This is a genomic window from Paenarthrobacter sp. DKR-5 (assembly GCF_018531425.1).
In the GTDB taxonomy this organism is placed as follows: domain Bacteria; phylum Actinomycetota; class Actinomycetes; order Actinomycetales; family Micrococcaceae; genus DKR-5.
Window position 1 is genome coordinate 277376 of record NZ_JAHBOI010000005.1, and the last position, 18187, is coordinate 295562.

Annotated in this window: 17 protein-coding genes; 7 read left to right on the forward strand and 10 right to left on the reverse strand. The window is 70.1% G+C overall.

Annotation, left to right across the window (positions count from 1 at the left end; translation table 11 throughout):
* Position 1 precedes the first annotated feature (1 nt).
* Entirely contained in the window at positions 2-1444 is a 1443-nt protein-coding gene (locus KIH31_RS12880; RefSeq protein WP_214427532.1) for an MFS transporter, read from the reverse strand.
* 38 nt (positions 1445-1482) lie between these two features.
* On the opposite strand from KIH31_RS12880, the gene KIH31_RS12885 reads away from it, so the two are divergent.
* Positions 1483-1974: a MarR family transcriptional regulator gene (locus tag KIH31_RS12885; protein ID WP_214427533.1), complete on the forward strand. Its 492-nt coding sequence runs from the start codon at positions 1483-1485 to the stop codon at positions 1972-1974.
* Positions 1975-2002: 28 nt separating this feature from the next.
* Here the strand turns inward: KIH31_RS12885 and KIH31_RS12890 are convergent, their stop codons facing one another.
* A complete protein-coding gene (locus KIH31_RS12890) occupies positions 2003-3166 on the reverse strand; it encodes a MalY/PatB family protein (protein ID WP_250545937.1) in 1164 nt (387 codons plus the stop codon).
* A gap of 45 nt (positions 3167-3211) precedes the next feature.
* Here KIH31_RS12890 and KIH31_RS12895 point away from each other — a divergent pair, with 45 nt between their 5' ends.
* Positions 3212-3811 (forward strand): YdeI family protein, encoded by a 600-nt coding sequence (locus KIH31_RS12895; protein WP_214427535.1) that lies wholly within the window; start codon positions 3212-3214, stop codon positions 3809-3811.
* A gap of 23 nt (positions 3812-3834) precedes the next feature.
* On the opposite strand, the gene KIH31_RS12900 is transcribed toward KIH31_RS12895, so the two are convergent.
* From KIH31_RS12900 to KIH31_RS12915, 4 genes are all read right to left on the reverse strand, one after another.
* Entirely contained in the window at positions 3835-4986 is a 1152-nt protein-coding gene (locus KIH31_RS12900; RefSeq protein ID WP_214427536.1) for an ABC transporter ATP-binding protein, read from the reverse strand.
* Positions 4983-6527, reverse strand: a complete 1545-nt coding sequence (locus KIH31_RS12905; RefSeq protein ID WP_307857652.1) for an iron ABC transporter permease — start codon at positions 6525-6527, stop codon at positions 4983-4985. Before KIH31_RS12905 ends, KIH31_RS12900 begins: the two co-directional genes overlap by 4 nt.
* 50 nt (positions 6528-6577) lie before the next feature.
* Positions 6578-7603: an iron ABC transporter substrate-binding protein gene (locus KIH31_RS12910; RefSeq protein WP_214427537.1), complete on the reverse strand. Its 1026-nt coding sequence runs from the start codon at positions 7601-7603 to the stop codon at positions 6578-6580.
* A 175-nt stretch (positions 7604-7778) separates the two neighbouring features.
* Positions 7779-8906, reverse strand: a complete 1128-nt coding sequence (locus KIH31_RS12915) for a glycoside hydrolase family 76 protein (RefSeq protein ID WP_214427538.1) — start codon at positions 8904-8906, stop codon at positions 7779-7781.
* 89 nt (positions 8907-8995) lie between these two features.
* Here KIH31_RS12915 and KIH31_RS12920 point away from each other — a divergent pair, with 89 nt between their 5' ends.
* A complete protein-coding gene (locus KIH31_RS12920; protein ID WP_214427539.1) occupies positions 8996-9772 on the forward strand; it encodes a 3-hydroxyacyl-CoA dehydrogenase in 777 nt (258 codons plus the stop codon).
* A gap of 8 nt (positions 9773-9780) precedes the next feature.
* Positions 9781-10950: an acyl-CoA dehydrogenase family protein gene (locus tag KIH31_RS12925; protein WP_307857642.1), complete on the forward strand. Its 1170-nt coding sequence runs from the start codon at positions 9781-9783 to the stop codon at positions 10948-10950.
* On the opposite strand, the gene KIH31_RS12930 is transcribed toward KIH31_RS12925, so the two are convergent.
* A complete protein-coding gene (locus tag KIH31_RS12930; RefSeq protein WP_214427540.1) occupies positions 10947-11765 on the reverse strand; it encodes a DUF1684 domain-containing protein in 819 nt (272 codons plus the stop codon). The two genes, KIH31_RS12925 and KIH31_RS12930, sit on opposite strands and share 4 nt — an antisense overlap.
* Positions 11766-12100: 335 nt before the next feature.
* Here KIH31_RS12930 and ppc point away from each other — a divergent pair, with 335 nt between their 5' ends.
* Complete coding sequence (ppc, locus tag KIH31_RS12935; RefSeq protein ID WP_214427541.1) at positions 12101-14914, forward strand: phosphoenolpyruvate carboxylase; 2814 nt, start codon at positions 12101-12103, stop codon at positions 14912-14914.
* A 141-nt stretch (positions 14915-15055) separates the two neighbouring features.
* On the opposite strand, the gene KIH31_RS12940 is transcribed toward ppc, so the two are convergent.
* Positions 15056-15697 carry a DedA family protein gene (locus KIH31_RS12940; protein ID WP_214427542.1) on the reverse strand — a complete coding sequence of 214 codons (642 nt, stop codon included), beginning with the start codon at positions 15695-15697 and terminating at the stop codon, positions 15056-15058.
* A gap of 72 nt (positions 15698-15769) precedes the next feature.
* Between KIH31_RS12940 and KIH31_RS12945 the strand changes: the two genes are divergently transcribed.
* Entirely contained in the window at positions 15770-16090 is a 321-nt protein-coding gene (locus tag KIH31_RS12945) for a hypothetical protein (RefSeq protein ID WP_214427543.1), read from the forward strand.
* Here the strand turns inward: KIH31_RS12945 and KIH31_RS12950 are convergent.
* Complete coding sequence (locus KIH31_RS12950) at positions 16064-16657, reverse strand: DedA family protein (RefSeq protein ID WP_214427544.1); 594 nt, start codon at positions 16655-16657, stop codon at positions 16064-16066. The two genes, KIH31_RS12945 and KIH31_RS12950, sit on opposite strands and share 27 nt — an antisense overlap.
* Positions 16658-16696: 39 nt before the next feature.
* Between KIH31_RS12950 and KIH31_RS12955 the strand changes: the two genes are divergently transcribed.
* Complete coding sequence (locus KIH31_RS12955) at positions 16697-17209, forward strand: O-acetyl-ADP-ribose deacetylase (protein ID WP_214427545.1); 513 nt, start codon at positions 16697-16699, stop codon at positions 17207-17209.
* Between the two features lie 25 nt (positions 17210-17234).
* On the opposite strand, the gene KIH31_RS12960 is transcribed toward KIH31_RS12955, so the two are convergent.
* Positions 17235-18137, reverse strand: a complete 903-nt coding sequence (locus KIH31_RS12960) for an RluA family pseudouridine synthase (protein ID WP_214427546.1) — start codon at positions 18135-18137, stop codon at positions 17235-17237.
* Positions 18138-18187: the final 50 nt, after the last annotated feature.

Here is an 18187-nt window from a genome sequence, read left to right on the forward strand (position 1 = left end):
GTCAGCTCCGGTGCCGCCCGGTGCCCGCATAAGCCAGGGCGCCGGCCGCGAGGGCGAGGAACACCAGGAGGAGGACGGCGGCGTTGAAGCCCGCTGTGGCACTCCCGGCGTCGAACAATCCGTGCCCGCGGCCGCCCGCCGCGAGGGCGTAGACGGCAGCGGGCACGGCCACGCCGAGAGAGGTGCCGATGCCCCGCGTCATGTTCAGGATGCCGCTGACCATGCCGGCCTGGTGTGAGTGGCCCGCGGAGGCGATCGAGGCGTTGTTCGCCGGCGTGAACAGTCCCAGCCCGGCGCCAATAACGGCAAGGGCGCCGGCCATTCCGACGGGGTTGCCTGCGGCCGCAAGGTGCAGCGCGAGGCCGGCGGCGGTGAGGGCCATCCCCGCCGTCGTGGGGAGCCGTCGGCCGTGCCGGTCGGCAAGCAAGCCGCCGAAGGGGGCGGCGATGCCGAGGCCGACAGGGAGGACAGTCAGCAGGATGCCAGCCGCAGCAGGCGGCAGGACGGCGGCGGACTGCAGGTACAGCGGGGTCACGAAAAGCACGCCGAAGAGCACGAGGTAGCTCAGCAGTCCGGAGGACAGGCCCAGCCCGAAGCCGGGGGCGCGGAACAGGGAGAGGTCCACAAGGGGCGACGGCGTGCGCCGCTGCCTCGCGATGAAAGCGGCGAGGGCGGCGACGGCGAAGGCCAGCAGGCCCAGCACAAGCGGCGATCCGAAGCCGGACCGGCTGGCCTCCGAGAAGGCGAGCAGCAGCCCGGCCAGGGCGGGCAGCAGCAAAGCGAGACCGGGAAAGTCGAACCGGGTGCGCGGAGCGAAGACCCGGGTGCGCGGGAGCAGGAACCAGCCCAGGGCAAGCCCCAGGATGCCCGCCGGCAGGTTGACGAGGAACACCCAGCGCCAGCCCCCGAGGCTGATCAGCAGGCCTCCGGCGGACGGGCCGAGGGCCAGCCCGATTGCCTGGGCGGCGCCTTGGATCCCGATCGCGCGTCCGAGCAGGTGCCGCGGAACACTGGTGCGGATCAGGGCCACGCTGTTGGCCTGCAGCATGGCGGCGCCGAGCGCCTGGACGCCGCGGGCGGCAAGGAGCCAGCGCAGGTCCGGGGCGAGCGCGCAGGCCAGGGAAGCGGCCGTGAACAGCCCGAACCCGTAGGTGTAGAAGAGTTTGCGTCCCGCCATGTCCGCGAGCCGGCCGATTGCCGGCAGGCTGCCGACGAGGACCAGCAGGTAGACCAGGGCCACCCACTCCACCGCGGCGAGCGCGGAGTGCAATTCGCGCTGGATGTCCGGAACGGCCAGGGTCACTATGCTGGCGTCGAGCTGGCCCATGAATGCGCCGACGGAAACCGTGGCCACCACCAGCCACGGTGCTGCGGGGTGGGTGCGGATGCGTTCGGGCCGGGCGGGCTCGGCGAGCAGGCGTCTCCAGCCATGTTGTTCTGACACAGAACTATTTTACCGCTCCTGCTGCATAGACTGGGACGGTGCCCGGCTCAACCCCCGCAGACCCCGCCCCCGCATCCTCGGCCGCATGGCAGCTCACCGACGTCATCACGCGCCTGCGCCGGGTCCTCCGTTCCAGCGTGCGCTCCGACTACCCGTGGGAGTCGCTGCCGATGGCGCAGGTGGAGATCCTGCAGCGGCTCACCGACGAGCCCGGGATCAGGATCAGCGAGCTGGCAAGGCGCCATCGGTTGGCTACCAACACCGTCAGCACGCTCGTGCAGCAGATGACATCTGCCGGGCTGGTCGAGCGCGGGGCGGATGCGCAGGACCGGCGCGCCGTTGTCCTCACCATCACCGACGCCGGGCGCAGCAGCCTCGCGGGGTGGCGCCAGGCCAACGAAACCCGGCTCGAGGCGGCGCTCGCCGTCCTGGCCGCACCGGACCAGGCCTCCATCCAACGTGCCCTTCCCGCCCTTGGCCGGCTCGTCGCGCAGCTCGAGTCCGCCGAACGTGAGGCCCCGCAGGGGTAGGCCTAGGATGCGTGCGGCGGCGCCGAAGTCAGCGCGCAGTGAGCGCCTCCAGCATCCGGTCCAGGGTCTGCGCGAGGACGGGCCTGGGCGTGCCGAAGTTCAGCCGCACGAAACCGCGGCCGGCTTGGCCGCATTCGGCACCGTCGGTGAGGGTGACGCCGGCGCGCTCGGCGAAAAACTCCGCCGGCGGCTGTTCCAGGTCAAGCGCCCGGCAGTCAAGCCACGCGAGGTAGGTTCCGCTGGGGGCGGTGTACCCGATCCCCGGCACCTCCGAGAGCGCCTCGGCGAGGTACCCGCGGTTGCCGTCGAGGTAGTTGATAACCTCCTGCAGCCAGGGTCCGCCGTCGGCGAAGGCCGCCGCGTTGGCGGCGACGCCCAGGGTGCTCGCGCCGTGCTCGGCGAACGTCCCGACCTCCGCCCAGTGCCGGGCATCGGCGTCGTTGGAGAGGATCAGCTGCGCCGTCTTCAGCCCGGGCAGGTTCCAGGCCTTGGAGGCGGAGGTCGCGGTGACGGTGTGCCCGGCGGTGGCGGGGGACACCGAGGCGTACGGCACGTGCCGGGCCCCGGGGTACACCAGCGGGGCGTGGATCTCGTCGGCAAAAACCCTGCCGCCGTGCTGCTCCACGACCGCGCTGATGCGGACCATTTCGTCGGCCGTGTAGACCTTGCCGATCGGGTTGTGCGGGTTGCACATCACCAGCAGCCCGCCGCCGGCAGCGAAGGCGCGGTCCAGCCCGTCGTAGTCGAAGGCCCAGCCCTCTGCGGACGGGAGCATGGGCAGCTCGATGATCTCCCGGCTGAGGGTGGCCGGAACCTTGAGGAACGGCATGTAAGCGGGAGTCGGGAGGATGATCTTGCTCCCGGGCGCGCTGAAATGCTCCACGGCGGCCGTGAAACCTGCCAGCACATCCGCCAGCGGCCTGATCCGCTCGGCCGGAACGTCCCAGCCGTACGCGTCCCGCTGCCATCCGGCGCAGGCGGCCGTCATCGTGTCCAGCAACCAGCGGGGAAGGTAGCCGAACAGTCCGCGCCCGACGGCGGACTCCAGCGCCCGGGTAACGGCGGGGGCGGTGCCGAAATCCATCTCGGCCACGAAGGACCCGATCCGGTCCGGAAAAGCGGTCCACTTCAGTCCGCCGGCGCGGCGAAGCTGCTCAATGGTGATGGCATCAAACTGTTCACTGAAACCCAAGGGAGTCCCTTCCTGTGCCGGTCCGGTGGCTAATACAGTAGCGGCATGCCCATCGACCTGCCGGAACTGCTGCTGGCCGACGCGGCCGCCTGGCGCGCCTGGCTGGAGGAGAACCACCACGTCCACCCGGGGGTGTTCCTGGTGATGCATAAGAAGGGCGGCGCGGTCACGGCATTGACGCAGAAGGCGGCGCTGGACGAGGCGCTGTGCTTCGGCTGGATCGACGGACTCATCCGGCGCCGGGACGAGGGCAGCTACCTCACACGGTTCACCCCGCGCGCCGCGCGCAGCAGTTGGTCGCTGGCGAACGTCGCCAACATTGAGCGGCTCCAGGAGCAGGGGCTGATGCGGCCGGCGGGGCTCGCGGCGGTGGAGGCGGCAAAGGCGGACGGGCGGTGGGAGCTTGCGTACGCCGGCCAAGCCACAGCCGAACTGCCGCCGGACCTGGCGGCAGCGATCGCCGTCGTCCCCTCCGCCGCACAGATGCTCGAGGTCCTGACCTCGCAGAACCGCTACGCGCTGATCTTCCGGCTCAGCCAGCTCCGCCCGGGCGCAGCGCGGGACCGCAGGATCGAACAGTTCGTGCAGATGCTGGCGCGCCACGAAGCCCCCTACCCGCAACGGCGGCAGCCGACCCGTCCGTAGCGCCCTCCGGCCCACCGGCGCGCTCAGCTGGGGGCGCCCCCGTTGCCGGAGTCCATCGGGAAGGCGACGCCCTCGCCGACGACGCGTAGGCTCAGTTCGCTGCCCGGCCGGGCCAGCATGGCGTTCCAGTGCCGGATCGTGATGATCTCCCCGCCCTTGGGCTGGTGCGGGTCCGTGCTCAGCGCCGCCGGCAGCGGCAGCAACTGGATGCGGACAGTCGTTTCGGGCCCGAAGTAGTCCGTGTCGACGACGCGGCCGCGGATCGGCCCGTCCTCGGCGATGCGGATCTGCTCGGGCCGGAGCATCAGCTGGACCCGGCCCTGGGCCGGCGGTCGGCGCACCGGGATGCCGCCGAGTGAGCAGACGGCCAGTGAGCCTTCCAGCCACGCTTCGAGGATGACGGCGTCGCCGAGGAACTCCGCCGTGGCGCGGTCCGCAGGCCGCGTATACACGATGAAGGGGTTGCCGATCTGCGCCAGCCGGCCGGCGCGCATGACGGCGACCTGGTCCGCGAAGGAGAGTGCCTCGGCCTGGTCGTGGGTCACCAGGATGGTGGTGACGCCTTCGTCCGCGAGGGTCTTGGCGACGGCCCGGCGCGTCGCGAGCCGCAGGCCGGCGTCGAGGGCACTGAACGGTTCGTCCAGCAGCATCAGCTCCGGCTCGCGGGCCAGGGCACGGGCCAGCGCCACGCGCTGCTGCTGGCCGCCGGAGAGTTCGTGCGGCCTGCGCCGGGCGTAATCCGGATCCAGGGACACCATCTCCAGCAGTTCCCGCACCCGTTTGCGTGCCCCCGCGCCGCGGACGTCGAGGCCGAAGGCCACATTCTGGGCCACCGTCAGGTGCGGGAACAGCGCACCGTCCTGAGCAACATAGCCGATGTTCCGGCGGTGGGCCGGGACCCACTGGCCCGGGCCCGCGACGACGTTGCCATCGAGGGTAATCGTGCCGGAGTCCGGCGCCTCGAAGCCGGCAATCAGCCGCAGCAGCGTGGTCTTGCCGCTGCCGGAAGGACCGACGATCGCCGTCGTCCGCCCCGCCGCGACGCCGAGGTTCACACCCCGCAGCACCTGGGTGCCGTCAAAGGCCTTGGTGACCTCGTCAATCTCCAGGTGGTTGTTGGTGGTGGGTGCCACCGAGGCTGCGACGCGCGGTTCCGGCAAGCGGGGGAGGGTCATTGTCCGGCTGCTTTCTTCGACTGCTGGAAAAGAAGGTAGGTCATCGGGGCCGAGAGCACGATCATCAGCAGGGCGTAGGGTGCGGCGCCCGCGTAATCGATCTCGCTGCTCAGGCTCCAGAACTGCGTGGCCAGGGTGTTGGTGCCGTTCGGGGACAGCAGCAAGGTGGCGGTGAGCTCGTTGACAATGCCAAGGAACACCAGCGCGGCACCGCCCGCCGCCGCCGGCGCCGTCAGCCGCAGGGTCACGCGCAGGAAGGCCGCGAGCGGCGGCTTCCCCAAGGCCTGGGCGGCCTCGTCGAGCTCCTTCGGGGCCTGCGCGAGGCCAGCCCGCAGGTTCACCAGCGACCGCGGCAGGTAGAGCAGGACGTACGCGGCCACCAGCAGGAACGTTGTCTGGTACAGGTCCGGCGCTGCCTTGATGGCGATCGTGACGAAGGCCAGGGCGACGACGATGCCCGGCATCGAGCTCGTGACGTAGTTCGAGGCCTCCAGGACCCGGCTGAAGAGGCCGCGGTGCCGGACGGCCAGGTAGGCCATCGGGAAGGCGACGAGCGTGGTGGCGAGCGCGCCGGCAACCCCGTAGCCGAGCGTCTGCAGCAGCGCCGGGAGCAGTTCGTCCGGGGCCCAGATGGCGGCGCCGCCGGCGATGGTCCAGCGCAACACGTAGAAGAGCGGGATGCCGAAGGCGAGCACCGTCAGCCCCGCCAGGGCCAGCTGGCCCGGCACGTGGTAGCCGCCCAACGGCAGCCGCGTGGCCCGGCCCTGGGTGCCGGACCCGATCCGGGCGTAGCGGGCGTTGCCGCGGGTCCGGGTCTCGGCGAGCAGCAGCACCAGGCAGAAGAAGACGAGCACGCTCGCCAGCATGTTCCCGGCCGTGCCATTAAAGGTGGAGCGGTACTGTTCCATGATCGCCGTCGTGAAGGTGTCGAAGCGGATCATCGCGAAGGCGCCGTACTCGGAAAGCAGGTGCAGTGACACCAGCAGTGCGCCGCCGGCCATCGCCAGGCGCAGCTGCGGCAGGACCACCCGGAAGAACACCCGCCACGGACCGAGGCCAAGGGAAGCGGCGGATTGCTCCAGTCCCGGATCCAGCCGGCTGAGCGTGGCCGCGGCCGGAATGTAGACCAGCGGGAAATAGGAAAGGGTCGCAATGAGCACGCCGGAGAAGATGCCGCTCAGCTGGGGGATGGCGCTGACCCAGGCGTAGCTGTTGACGAAAGCGGGCACGGCCAAGGGAGCAGCAAGGGCGATGGCCCAGATCTTGTGCCCGGCAAGGTTGGTCCGCTCCACGAGCCAGGCCCCGCCGACGCCGAGCACCACGCACAGCGGGACGGTGATGACGATCAACAACAGCGTGTTGCCCAGCAGCTGGCCCACCCGGGGACGGAAAATCAGGGCCGCGGCCGTGTCCCAGCCGGTGGCCACGGTCATCGCCGCGACATAGCCGAGCGGAAGCAGGGAGAACAGCGCAATGAGGCACGCCAGCAGGACGACGACGAAAGGGGGGCGGGAGCGCTTGCCCCTGCCCCCCGCCGTCACAGCCGCGGCGCCGCCGGGCCGTTGAATCGATCGGGTGGAAGTCACAACGTTTACAGGAGTCCTGCCTTGGTCATCAGCTCAACAACCTTCTTGCTGTTCAGCTTCGCTGGGTTAACCTTAGGCGCGTCCAGGTCCTGCAGCGGAGTCAGCTTGCTGTTGGCCGGGACCTTGCTGCCCACCGGGTACTCGAACGAAGTGCCGTTCTGCAGCACTTCCTGGCCCTTCTTGCCGGTGATGAACTTCAGGAACGCCTGGGCGTCCGCGGAGTGCTTGCTCGAGGCCAGCACTCCGCCGCCTGAGACGGAGACGAACGCGCCCGGATCCTGGTTCTTGAAATAGTGCAGCGCGACGTTGTTGCTGTTCTCGCCGGTCTTCGCCTGGTCGCCGAAGTAGTAGTAGTGGTAGATCACCGCACCGTCGACCTCGCCCGCATTGACAGCCTTCATGGCGGTGCTGTTGCCCTTGTACTGCTTCGCGTTCTGCTTCATGCCCTGCAGCCAGGCCAGAGTGGCGTCCTCGCCCTTAAGGTCCAGGACCGCCGAGACGATGGCCTGGAAGTCCGCACCGGAAGGGGACGCGGCCCAGCGGCCCTTCCACTTCGGGTCGGCCAGGTCGGTGAGCGACTTGGGCAGGTCGCTGTCCTTGAGCTTGGTCTTGTTGTAAGCGAACACCGTCGAGCGCGCCGCGATTCCGGTCCACTTGTTGGTGGACGGGCGATACTCCGCGGGCACCTGAGCCACGGTGGCGGGGTCGACGTCGGCGAACAGCCCGGCATTCTCGACCTGCGTCATTGCGGGGGAGTTCTCGGTGAGGAAGACGTCGGCCGGGGACGCCTGGCCCTCCTGGATGATCTGGTTGCTCATCTCCGTGTCGTCGCCGTTGCGGACGGTGACCTTGATGCCCGTTTCCTTGGTGAACTCGTCCACCCATTCCTTGGTGAGGCTCTCGTGCTGCGCGTTGTAGACCGTGATGCTGCCTGCACTCGAGGAGCCTCCGGCTCCGCCGCAGGCGGTCAGGCCGAGCGCGGCCGCGCAGACAATGGTGACGCCGGCCAGGGCGTTCAGGCGGTTCTTCATCAAGGGCCTTTCGCGGAAATTCTTCTCGGATTTGCTTGGCGGCAGAGCCGCCGGGGAGGCCCTGTTCCTCGATTGACTGTAGGTTAGCCAATCCTAAGTAACCAAGCCTGGAGACTCGATTGTGACAAGGATCATGCCTATTACGCAAACCCGATGTGACGTAATTGCCCAGGGGTCAGCGAGGGATGCGGGCGGCTACCCTGGCCGCGGCCTCGAACGTCATCCAGGCCTGCAGCTGGGTGGACAGTTCGACGGCGGCGCCGGCCGCTTCCGCATGTTCCCCGGTGCCGGCCGGGAACACCTCCGGATCCACGCCGCTCCGCCCGGACCAGAGGGCCTCGGCGGTTCCCAGCACGAGGTCCCGTGCTGTCGCACGGGTCTGCGCCGGCAGGCCGGGATGCAGTGCGGCGTCTGCGAGGTTGCGGACGAGTATGCCTGTGAACAGGCCGCCGTCGCCGCCGCCGTGGGTGCGCAAAGCCACCCCGGACGGCACCGGGACCGTGAGCCGGTCCGCGACCGCGGACACCAGGGCGGATGCCGCGGCCAGGTTCCCGGCCCCGCCGAGTTCGAGCAGGGCGCCGAGCACCGGACCCTGGTTGTACGTGAAGACCGCCGGTTCCAGCATCACACCCGCCCCAGTGATGCGCAGCCCGTCAAGGAACAGGCCCTGGTCCCTGTCCAGCAGGTTCTCCACGAGCCAGTCCACCAGCGCCTGCGCGGTGTCCCGCCTGCCGCTGCGGGCGAAATGCAGGGCCGCAGGGGCCGTGGCGGCGGTGTTCTTGAACTTGCGCTTCGTGTTCCAGAACAGGCCGCCCCCGAGCTCCGGCGTGTTCGCTGCGTCGAGCCGGGCTTCGAGGGTGCGGACAGCACGCGCGGCCCGCGGCAGGCCGGGCCCGGGAAGCGTTCCCGCCAGTGCCGCGGCCCGGGACGCCGAGAGCGCGAGCCAGGCCATGTCGTCGAAATAGCTGTTCACCAGGAAGAAGAAGTTCCGCAGCCGAATGCTGCGCAGCAGCTGCGATGCCTTCGTGAGCGACGGCGGCCAGCCGCCCGCGGCTCCTCCGCTGTCCCCGCGGGCCGCGAGCTCGCGCTCCGCGGCGTCGACCAGGCAGTCCAGATAGTGCGCCTGCCACCAGTAGTGCCACGGGGTCCACGGCAGGGCGGCCCCGGGGCGCTTGACCGCCGCGATCCACGTGCCGGGCAGGCCCAGCAGCCGGTGGCCGAACCGCCGGTCCACGGCTTCCGCAGCGGCCCGGGCGCGGTCCGAGAGGACTTCCGGCGAGAGTGAAGGCGCGTCAGAACTCATCAACCTAGGCTAACGGTGCCGTTCCCGGCATACAGGGGGCGCCTTCCTCAGTTAGGCTTCATTAACGGTTTGCTCGTCAAGGAGGATGAATGGACATCAAGGGTGCCGTGGCGCTGGTCACGGGGGGTGCCTCCGGCCTGGGGGCTGCCACGGCGGAGCGCCTCGTGCGCGCCGGGGCCGACGTCGTGCTGGTGGACCTGCCGTCCTCCCCGGGAGCGGACGTGGCCGCGCGGCTGGGCGGGCAAACGGTCTTCGCCCCCGCCGACGTGACGAACGAGGCCGAAGTCCGCGACGCCGTCGACGCCGCCATGAGCCTGGGCCCGCTGCGCATCGTCGTCAACTGTGCCGGCGTCGCCACTCCGGGCCGCGTGCTCGGGCGGGACGGCGTGCTGCCGCTGGAGACCTTCAACCGGGTCATCCAGATCAACCTCGTCGGCACTTTCAACGTGATCCGGCTGGCGGCTGAGGCGATGGCCGGGACCGAGCCGGTATCCACCGAGCTTGGCGGCCCGGAACGCGGCGTCATCATCAACACGGCGTCCGTCGCCGCGTTCGACGGCCAGATCGGGCAAGCCGCCTACTCCGCGTCCAAGGGCGGCGTGCATGCCATGACCCTGCCGATCGCCCGGGAGCTGGCTCGCTCGCTGATCCGCGTCGTGACGGTCGCGCCGGGCATCTTCGAGACCCCGATGATGGCGGGCCTGCCGCAGGAAGCGCAGGATTCGCTGGGCCGGCAGGTGCCCCACCCGTCCCGGCTCGGCCGCCCCGCCGAGTACGCCGCGCTCGCCGCGCACATCGTGGAGAACGCGATGCTCAACGGCGAGACGATCCGGCTCGATGGCGCCATCCGCATGGCGCCCAAATAGGAGCCGGCGTGCCAACCCCTCCGCCGCTGCCCGGGGCGGACTTCTTCGCCGTCGAGCAGCTGCTTGTGCCCTCAGAGCGGGCCAAACTCGCCGCGCTGCGCGGATTCCTGGCCGCGGAGGTGGCTCCGTACGCCGTCGACTGGTGGAACAATGCGTCCTTCCCGGCGCAGATCCTGCCCGCCCTGGCCGAACTGGGGCTGAGCTCGATGGCCCAGCAGGGCTACAGCCACCTTTTCGCGGGACTGGTGATCGCCGAAATGACCAAGGTGGACACGTCCCTGGCGACGTTCTTCCTGGTCCACCACGACCTGTTCGTCGAATCCCTGCACCAGTTCGGCTCCCAGGAGCAGCAGGAGCGGCTGCTCGACGACGCATTGAAGCTCCGCATCACCGGCGCCTTCGCCCTCACCGAGCCCGACCACGGGTCCGACGTCGCCGGCGGCATGGCGACCACGGCCACCCGCGCCGGCGACGGCTGGATCCTCAACGGTGCCAAGCGCTGGATCGGCAACGGCACCTTTTGCGACTACATGCTGCTCTGGGCGCGGGACACCGCCGACGGCGCCGTCCGCGGGTTCATCCTCGACGCCTCCCTGCCGGGCGTGCGGCGGACCCGGATCGAGAACAAGATCGCGCTGCGCACGGTGCAGAATGCGGACATCGTGCTCGACGGGGTGCGGGTGCCCGAACGGGACCGGTTCGCCGGAATCAACAGCTTCCAGGACACCAACCAGCTGCTGCTCGGCTCCCGGCTGATGGTGGCGTGGCAGGCAGTGGGGCAACAGCTGGCGGCCTTCGAAGCGGCACGGGACTACGCCGTCGAACGCCGCCAGTTCGGCAAGCCGCTGGCGTCTTTCCAGCTGATCCAGACCCAGCTGACGGAAATGCTCGGCAACGCGACAGCCAGCATGGCGATGATGGTGCGGGTGGCCCAGCTGCAGGAACAGGGCGGCGCGGGGATGGCCCAGGTGGCACTGGCCAAGGCCCAGACCACCGCGCTGATGCGGCGCACCGTCTCGCTGGGCCGCGGCATCCTTGGCGGCAACGGCATCCTGCCGGAATACCGCATGGCGAAGATTTTCGCGGACGCCGAGGCGATTTACACCTACGAGGGCAGCCATGAGATCAATTCGCTCATCGTCGGCCGCGCGATCACAGGCCTGTCGGCGATCGTCTAGGGCGTTTTTTCCCCGGCCTCGATCCGCACACCCAGGCTGTTGTTGCGGGTGGGCATCGGGCAGGTGCCGTAGGGGCTGAACGCGCTGGGATAGTTGATGGCCCGATTGAAATCCAGCTCCACGGTCCCGTCGGGCCTCGGCTTGGCGGTGCTGACCTTCCGCCACTCGTCCGTGGTGTCGCCGTTGGTCTCGTCGTGGAAGGTCACCGTCAGGCCGCCCAGCTTGTCCTCCTCGGCAGTGAGCCGGTAGTGGTGTCCCTTCAGCTCGAACACCAGCTCCCCGGCGGCCCGGTGCACCCCCTCGACCAGCGGGTTCGCGGTGCCGATGGGAATGTCCCGCGGTTCCGGGTAGCGCTCGAAGGACGCCTGGACCACGAAGGACGGGTCGTACTCGTAGGTCGGCACGTGCTCGAAGTCGGTGAAGGTGGGGGACTGGGCATCACGCGTGCGGATCGCGTACCTGCCCCCGCGGACGGCCAACTCGACGACGATGGAACGGTACCGCACCCAGTTCAGTGACTCCTCGTCGGCCAGCTCGGCGGAGTAGGTCCCGTCGACCTGCTCGCCCGATTCGACGAAGACGAACCCGTCCTCGGCGCTCGCCGTGAGCGTGGCCGTCTTCCGGTCCGTGCTCCACAGGCCGGGGACCAGTTCAAGCGGCCCGGGCTGCTCCGGCAGCCATTGCAGCGAGGTGAGGGTCAGCCACCCGAAGTCGCTGGCCAGCGCCGCGTCCCGGTGCTTGCGGAAGCGCCGCCAACGTTCCACGGCGGCCGGGTCGGCAGCGGGAAGTGAAGCGGGGGGTGCGGTCTCGGTCATGGCCGTCCTTTGACGCTGGGATGCTCACTGCCGGCAACGGCCGGCGCGGAAAGTCTATTCCCGGCCGCCGAGCCGGAACAGGGCCGCAAGGACCGGTCCCGGACCTGCCGTCTTCCCCGGCCGAACGGCCAGTTGCGGCGGCCTCGGCGCGCGCGAAGCCGCCGCAACTGGCCGTTCGCGCGGGTCCTTTCCGGGGAGCGTCGGACCCCGCGCAGGCGACACTATCTGAGACGGATTGCGGCATGACGCAGGTCACTCGGTAGTATCCCAAGGGCAATGACCGTGCTCAACGTATCCAGCGCAGCATACGAGCATCATCGACAAGGATTGGTTCCATGAGCTCTGCTGCGACGCCCGAAAACGACATCGACGCCGGCCTGCGCAAGGACGTCCGCCGCGTCAGCACCCTGCTGGGCGAGTCCCTCGTCCGCCAGCACGGGCAGGAGTTGCTGGACCTGGTGGAGCAGGTCCGCCTGCTGACCAAGGAGTCCAAGGAAGCGGCCCGCGGCGGACTGCACGCCACCGGCCCGTGGACCGCGCACGACGTCGCGGCGCAGGTCCGCGAACTGCTCGCCTCCCTGCCGCTGGACAAGGCCACCGAGCTGGTCCGTGCCTTCGCGTCCTACTTCCATCTGGCCAACGCCGCCGAGCAGGTGCACCGGGTCCGCGGGCTGCGCACCCGTCCCGAAGAAGAGGGCTGGCTGGCCCAGGCGGTCAATGGCATCGCCGAGCAGGCAGGGCCTGAGGTGCTGCGCGAGGTGGTGGGCGAGCTCGATGTGCGGCCCATCTTCACCGCCCACCCCACCGAGGCGTCGCGCCGGTCGGTGCTGGACAAGCTGCGCGGGATTTCGGACCTGCTCGCCGAACCGACCGAGGAAGGCACTGCGGCCCGACGCCGGCAGGACCGCAAGCTCGCGGAGATCATCGACCTGATCTGGCAGACCGATGAGCTGCGCCAGGTCCGGCCGACGCCTATCGACGAGGCCCGCAACGCCATCTACTATCTGGCCAACATCCTCACCCGGACGATGCCGGAGCTGCTCTCGGACCTCTCGGAGCTGCTCGGGGAACACGGGGTCAGCCTCGCCGGCGCCGATGCCCCGGTGCGGTTCGGTTCGTGGATCGGCGGGGACCGGGACGGCAACCCGAACGTGACCGCCGCCGTCACCCGCGAGATCCTGCAGATCCAGAACCAGAGCGCCGTGCGCATCGCCATCCACTTCCTCGACGAGCTGATCTCGGCCCTGTCCACCTCCACCGCCATCATCCAGGTGGAGGAGGACCTGCTCGCCTCCATCGAGACGGACCTGAAGAACCTGCCGCGGCTGGACCGGCGGGTGCTGGAGCTGAACGCGCAGGAGCCGTACCGGCTGAAACTGACCTGCATCAAGGCCAAGCTGCTCAACACCGCCGCACGGGTGCAGAACGGGACCGCGCACGAGGACGGCCGCGACTACACCTCCACGGCCGAGGTGCTGGCTGATTTGGCGCTGGTGGAGAACTCGCTGCGCAAGCACTCCGCCGCGCTGGCGGCCGACGGCGTCCTCGCGGTGACCCGCCGCGCCATCTCCTCCTTCGGCCTGCACCTGGCCACGCTGGACATCCGGGAACACGCGGACGCGCACCACGCCGTCGTCGGCCAGCTCATGGACCGGCTCGGGGAACTGGAGAAGCCGTACGCGGAGCTGGACCGCCAGGAACGGCTCAAGGTCCTGTCCGGCGAACTCGCCTCGCGTCGGCCGCTCGCGCCGAACCCGGCCCCGCTGGACGCTGCCGGGCACAAGACGTTCGACGTGTTCGGCGAGATCCGGTCCGCGCTGGAAACCTACGGGCCGGACGTCGTCGAGACCTACATCGTCTCGATGACCCGCGGGGCCGACGACGTGCTCGCCCCGGCCGTCCTCGCCCGCGAGGCAGGCCTGCTGGACGTGTACGGCAACGGTTCGCCGGGCTTCGCGAAGATCGGCTTCGCACCCCTGCTGGAGACCGTCGAGGAACTGCGCGCGTCCGAGCGGATTGTCGACGAGTTGCTCAGCGACCCGACCTACCGGGAGATCGTGCGGCTGCGCGGAGACGTGCAGGAAGTGATGCTGGGATACTCCGACTCCAACAAGGAGTCCGGCGTGATGACCAGCCTGTGGGAAATCCACAAAAGCCAGCGCAAGCTGCGTGACATTGCCGCCAAGCACGGCGTACGGCTGCGCCTTTTCCACGGCCGCGGCGGATCCGTGGGGCGCGGCGGCGGGCCGACCTACGACGCGATCCTGGCCCAGCCCAACGGCGTGCTCGAGGGCGAGATCAAGTTCACCGAGCAGGGTGAGGTCATCTCGGACAAGTACTCGCTGCCCAGCCTCGCCCGCGAGAACCTGGAGCTGAGCCTGGCTGCGGTGCTGCAGGGTTCGGCGCTGCACCGCACGCCGCGCACCTCCGAGGACCAGCGCGAACGGTACGGGGAGGTCATGGAGACCATTTCCGACGCCGCCTTCGCCCGGTACCGCGCGCTGATTGACGACGACGACCTGCCCGCCTACTTCGTGGCGTCCACGCCGGTGGAGCAGCTCGGCTCGCTCAACATCGGCTCGCGCCCCTCCAAGCGTCCGGACTCCGGCGCGGGCCTTGGCGGACTGCGGGCCATCCCCTGGGTGTTCGGCTGGACCCAGTCGCGGCAGATCGTGCCGGGCTGGTACGGCGTCGGCTCCGGGCTCAAGGCCGCCCGCGAGGCCGGACACGAGACCGAGCTGCGCGAGATGCTCGAGTCCTGGAACTTCTTCCGCTCGGTGCTCTCCAACGTGGAGATGACGCTGGCGAAGACGGACATGGACATTGCCTCGCACTACGTCACGTCGCTGGTGCCGGAGGAGCTGCGCCACCTGTTCGAGGACATCCGCGCCGAATACGAGCTCACCGTCGCGGAAGTGCAGCGGCTCACCGGCGAGACGCAGTTGCTGGACGCGCAGCCGACCCTGCGGCGCTCCCTGGAAGTCCGCGACCAGTACCTGGACCCAATCTCATACCTGCAGGTGGAACTGCTCCGACGCATCCGGGAAGCCGCCGTTGACGGCTCGGAGGCGCAGATCGACGAGCGCCTGCAGCGGGCCATGCTGATCACGATCAACGGCGTCGCCGCCGGCCTGCGCAACACCGGCTAGACCCCGAATCGCTCCGAATACCCCGGCGCCCCGGAGCCCTCCGGATCACTCCGGCGAACGGCCAGTTACGGCGACCTCCGCACCCGCGAGGCCGCCGCAACTGGCCGTTCGCGCACCGGGGGCGGGCTTTCAGGGAGGGCGTCAGCGCGGGGTGTCGGCGGGTTCGGCCTCGCGGGCTGCGAGTCCAGCCGCCAGCCGAGCACGCCTCGCCCGCAGACGCAGGACGCCCGCTGCGGCTGCGCCGCAGAGCAGGCCGAGTGCGATGCCGACCAGCGACCCTACCCACCAGGGCAGTTCCTTTACGCTGCCGGTGGCCCAGCCGAGGCAGAACATCCACAGCGCCCACAGTGTGGATCCGATGGCACTGGCAGACGCGAGGCGCCGGGTTTCGACCCCGGCGAGGCCGGCTGCCGCCATCGACGCGGTCCGCCCGGCGGGCAGGAACCGGACGGAGACGAGGGCTGCGAACGTCGAGGAGTCTCCGGCGCGCAGGGCCGCGTCCCGGGCTCCGCGGTGGGCGGCGCGCCCCCAGCGCCAGCGGTCGAGCACGCCGGCGAGGCGGCGCTTGAAGAGGTAGTAGACGAGCAGATCGCCCAGCCAGGACCCGAGCGCCGCGGCGGCGCAGGCCAGCACGGGATTGAGCTGGCCCCGGGCGGCGAGGGCCGCGGAGGTGATGACGACGACTTCCGCCGGCACGGGCGGGACCAAGGCATCGACGGCGACAAAGAGCACCGTGAGCAGGTACACGGCCCCCGACAGGCCAGCGAGGCCGGAAACGTCCACGCTTAACGCTAACCCCGCCGGCTGTAAGTGTGCTGAGAGTTTCACGGGCGCGGCGGCTGGCAGACTGGAAGGATGCCGTCCTTCCGCGCGACCCTGCAGATCCACGGCCTCCGGCCCGGCCACGAGCCCGAAGAGGTGATGGACACGGCCATCCGCACGCTTGCCGAACGGCACCTCGTCGAGGCCAACCAGCTCGACGTCGTCGCCGGCGTCCCGCGGATCACGCTGCGCTTCCTGGTGGACACCAGCACGGATCCGGAGGAGGACGCCGCAGCGTGGCAGGCGGCAGCGCGCATGCGGGCGGGGGTCGAACAGGTGGCGGTCACGGCGAGCCCGCAGGTGCTCCGCCGGCGCCGCGGGAAGTGGCTACCGGCGCGCCGCCCGTCGTCGTAGAGCCAGCGTCAAGGTCACCGCCGCGCCGGCGACGAGGCCGACGCCGATCCCGATCAGGGAGCTGGCCCAGAACGGCAGGTTGGTGGCCGCGCCGGTGACGTACCCCAGGCCTGTCAGCCACAGGGCCCACAGCACGGACCCGGCCGCGCAGCACAGCAGGACCGGGCGCGTGGGCGCGTCCGCCATTCCCGCGGCCGCCAGGGTCGCCGTGCGGCCGGCCGGGAGGAACCGGCCCGCCACCAGGGCCGCGTACCGGGACCCCGGGCCGGCCTTCAGCACCGCGGCGTGCAGGCCGCGGTGCACCTTCCGGCCCCAGGCCCAACGGTCCAGCAGGTGGTTCAGGCGGCGCTTGAAGAGCAGGAAGACCATCGCGTCCCCGGTGAGCGAACCGGCGATGGTCGCGGTGAGGGACAGGGCGAGATTCAGGTGCCCGGTGACGCTCATCGCACCCGAGGTCACGACCATGACTTCCGAGGGGATCGGGGGCACGGCGGCGTCGCCCACCACCATGAGCGCCATCAGCAGGTACAGCGCCGGGCCCCATCCTTGGAAGCTTGCCGGATCCATGGTCCCAGAGTAGGGCCTGGGAGGGAGCAGAATAACAGTATGGACGTCTCTATTCTGACCGGTGACATCACCACCCGGGCCGTCGACGCCGTCGTGAACGCGGCCAACTCTTCACTGCTCGGCGGGGGCGGGGTGGACGGCGCGATTCACGCGGCGGCGGGTCCGGGCCTGCTGCGTGCCTGCCGCGAGCTGCGCGCCGGTCTGCCCAACGGGCTGCCCGTCGGCCAGGCGATAGCGACCGAGGGTTTCGACCTGCCGGCCCGCTGGGTGATCCACACCGTCGGGCCGAACCGGCATGCCGGGCAGACGGACCCGGCAGTGCTGGCGGCCTGTTTCAGCAACAGTCTCGCCGTCGCGGAGGACCTGGGCGCCGCGTCCGTGGCGTTCCCCGCCGTCAGTGCCGGCATCTACGGCTGGGCTGCGGAGGAGGTTGCCGAGATCGCGCTCGACGCCGTGCTCCGGCACCAGGGCGACGTCGAGCTCGTCGAGTTTGTGCTGTTCAGCGCCCCGATGACGAGGATCTTCGAAGAAGCCGCCGCGCGCCGGAGTTAGACACCGTCCGCCGGAGCTGCATATGTCAGGCGGGCGCCTCGGCGAGCTGCAGTTGGCTGCGGTACTCGACGGGTTCGCGGGTGAGCGGGTCCTTGAACCGGATGGCCCGGGCGAGCAGCTGCAGCGGCTTGGCGTAATCGTCCGGTGCCTGGGGGAGCAGCTCGGGGTAGAACGGGTCGTTGCGGATGCCCAGCCCGAGCGAGGCCATGTGCACGCGCAGCTGGTGCGTCTTGCCGGTGTGCGGCTCCAGCCGGTACAGGCCGCTGGCACCGTCCGCGCGCAGCAACTCGATCCGCGTCTCGGCATTGGGCTCGCCCGGGACCTCCTGGGCCAGCAGGTAGGTGCGGGACTTGATCATCCGGCTGCGGACGGTGAGCGGAAGCTCGAGGTCCGCGCGGACCGGGGCCACCGCCTCGTATTCCTTGCGAACCTGCCGGCGTTCGAAGAGCACCTGGTACTTGCCCCGGGTTTCCGGGTTGACCGCGAACAGCAGCACCCCGGCCGTCATGCGGTCCAGCCGGTGGATGGGGACCAGATCGGGCAGCCCCAGCAGGTTCCGCAGCCGCACCAGCGCCGACTCTGCGACGTACATGCCCCCGGGCGTGGTGGGCAGGAAATGCGGCTTGTCCGCCACTACCAGGTGCTCGTCCTGGTGCAGAATGTCCAGTTCCACCGGCAGCCGGGTTTCCTGGGGCAGCTCACGATAGTACCAGATGAACGTGTGCGCGTTGAGCGGGGTCGACGGCGTCAGCCGGCTGCCGTCGAAGGCCGCCACCTCGCCGCGCTCGAACCGGTCCACGATGCCGTCCGGGTCCACATGGCCGAAGCGCTCCAACACATAGTCCATCGCTGTCGCCCACGGCCCCGTCTCCGGCAGGCGCAGGCGGGTCGCGTTGACGCCGTCGCGCACCGGAAGCGGGGATTTCATCACCCCTCCAGCGTACCGGGGCCGCCCGCAGCCCCGGTCGCCGGGAACCC

Excerpts from the sequence above, each read along its gene's own strand:
- KIH31_RS12895 (WP_214427535.1), top strand. The coding sequence starts at position 3,212 with ATGCCCATCGACCTGCCGGAACTGCTGCTGGCCGACGCGGCCGCCTGG.
- KIH31_RS12900 (WP_214427536.1), bottom strand. The coding sequence starts at position 4,986 with ATGACCCTCCCCCGCTTGCCGGAACCGCGCGTCGCAGCCTCGGTGGCA.
- KIH31_RS12910 (WP_214427537.1), bottom strand. The coding sequence starts at position 7,603 with ATGAAGAACCGCCTGAACGCCCTGGCCGGCGTCACCATTGTCTGCGCG.
- KIH31_RS12915 (WP_214427538.1), bottom strand. The coding sequence starts at position 8,906 with ATGAGTTCTGACGCGCCTTCACTCTCGCCGGAAGTCCTCTCGGACCGC.
- KIH31_RS12920 (WP_214427539.1), top strand. The coding sequence starts at position 8,996 with ATGGACATCAAGGGTGCCGTGGCGCTGGTCACGGGGGGTGCCTCCGGC.
- KIH31_RS12930 (WP_214427540.1), bottom strand. The coding sequence starts at position 11,765 with ATGACCGAGACCGCACCCCCCGCTTCACTTCCCGCTGCCGACCCGGCC.
- ppc (WP_214427541.1), top strand. The coding sequence starts at position 12,101 with ATGAGCTCTGCTGCGACGCCCGAAAACGACATCGACGCCGGCCTGCGC.
- KIH31_RS12945 (WP_214427543.1), top strand. The coding sequence starts at position 15,770 with ATGCCGTCCTTCCGCGCGACCCTGCAGATCCACGGCCTCCGGCCCGGC.
- KIH31_RS12950 (WP_214427544.1), bottom strand. The coding sequence starts at position 16,657 with ATGGATCCGGCAAGCTTCCAAGGATGGGGCCCGGCGCTGTACCTGCTG.
- KIH31_RS12955 (WP_214427545.1), top strand. The coding sequence starts at position 16,697 with ATGGACGTCTCTATTCTGACCGGTGACATCACCACCCGGGCCGTCGAC.
- KIH31_RS12960 (WP_214427546.1), bottom strand. The coding sequence starts at position 18,137 with ATGAAATCCCCGCTTCCGGTGCGCGACGGCGTCAACGCGACCCGCCTG.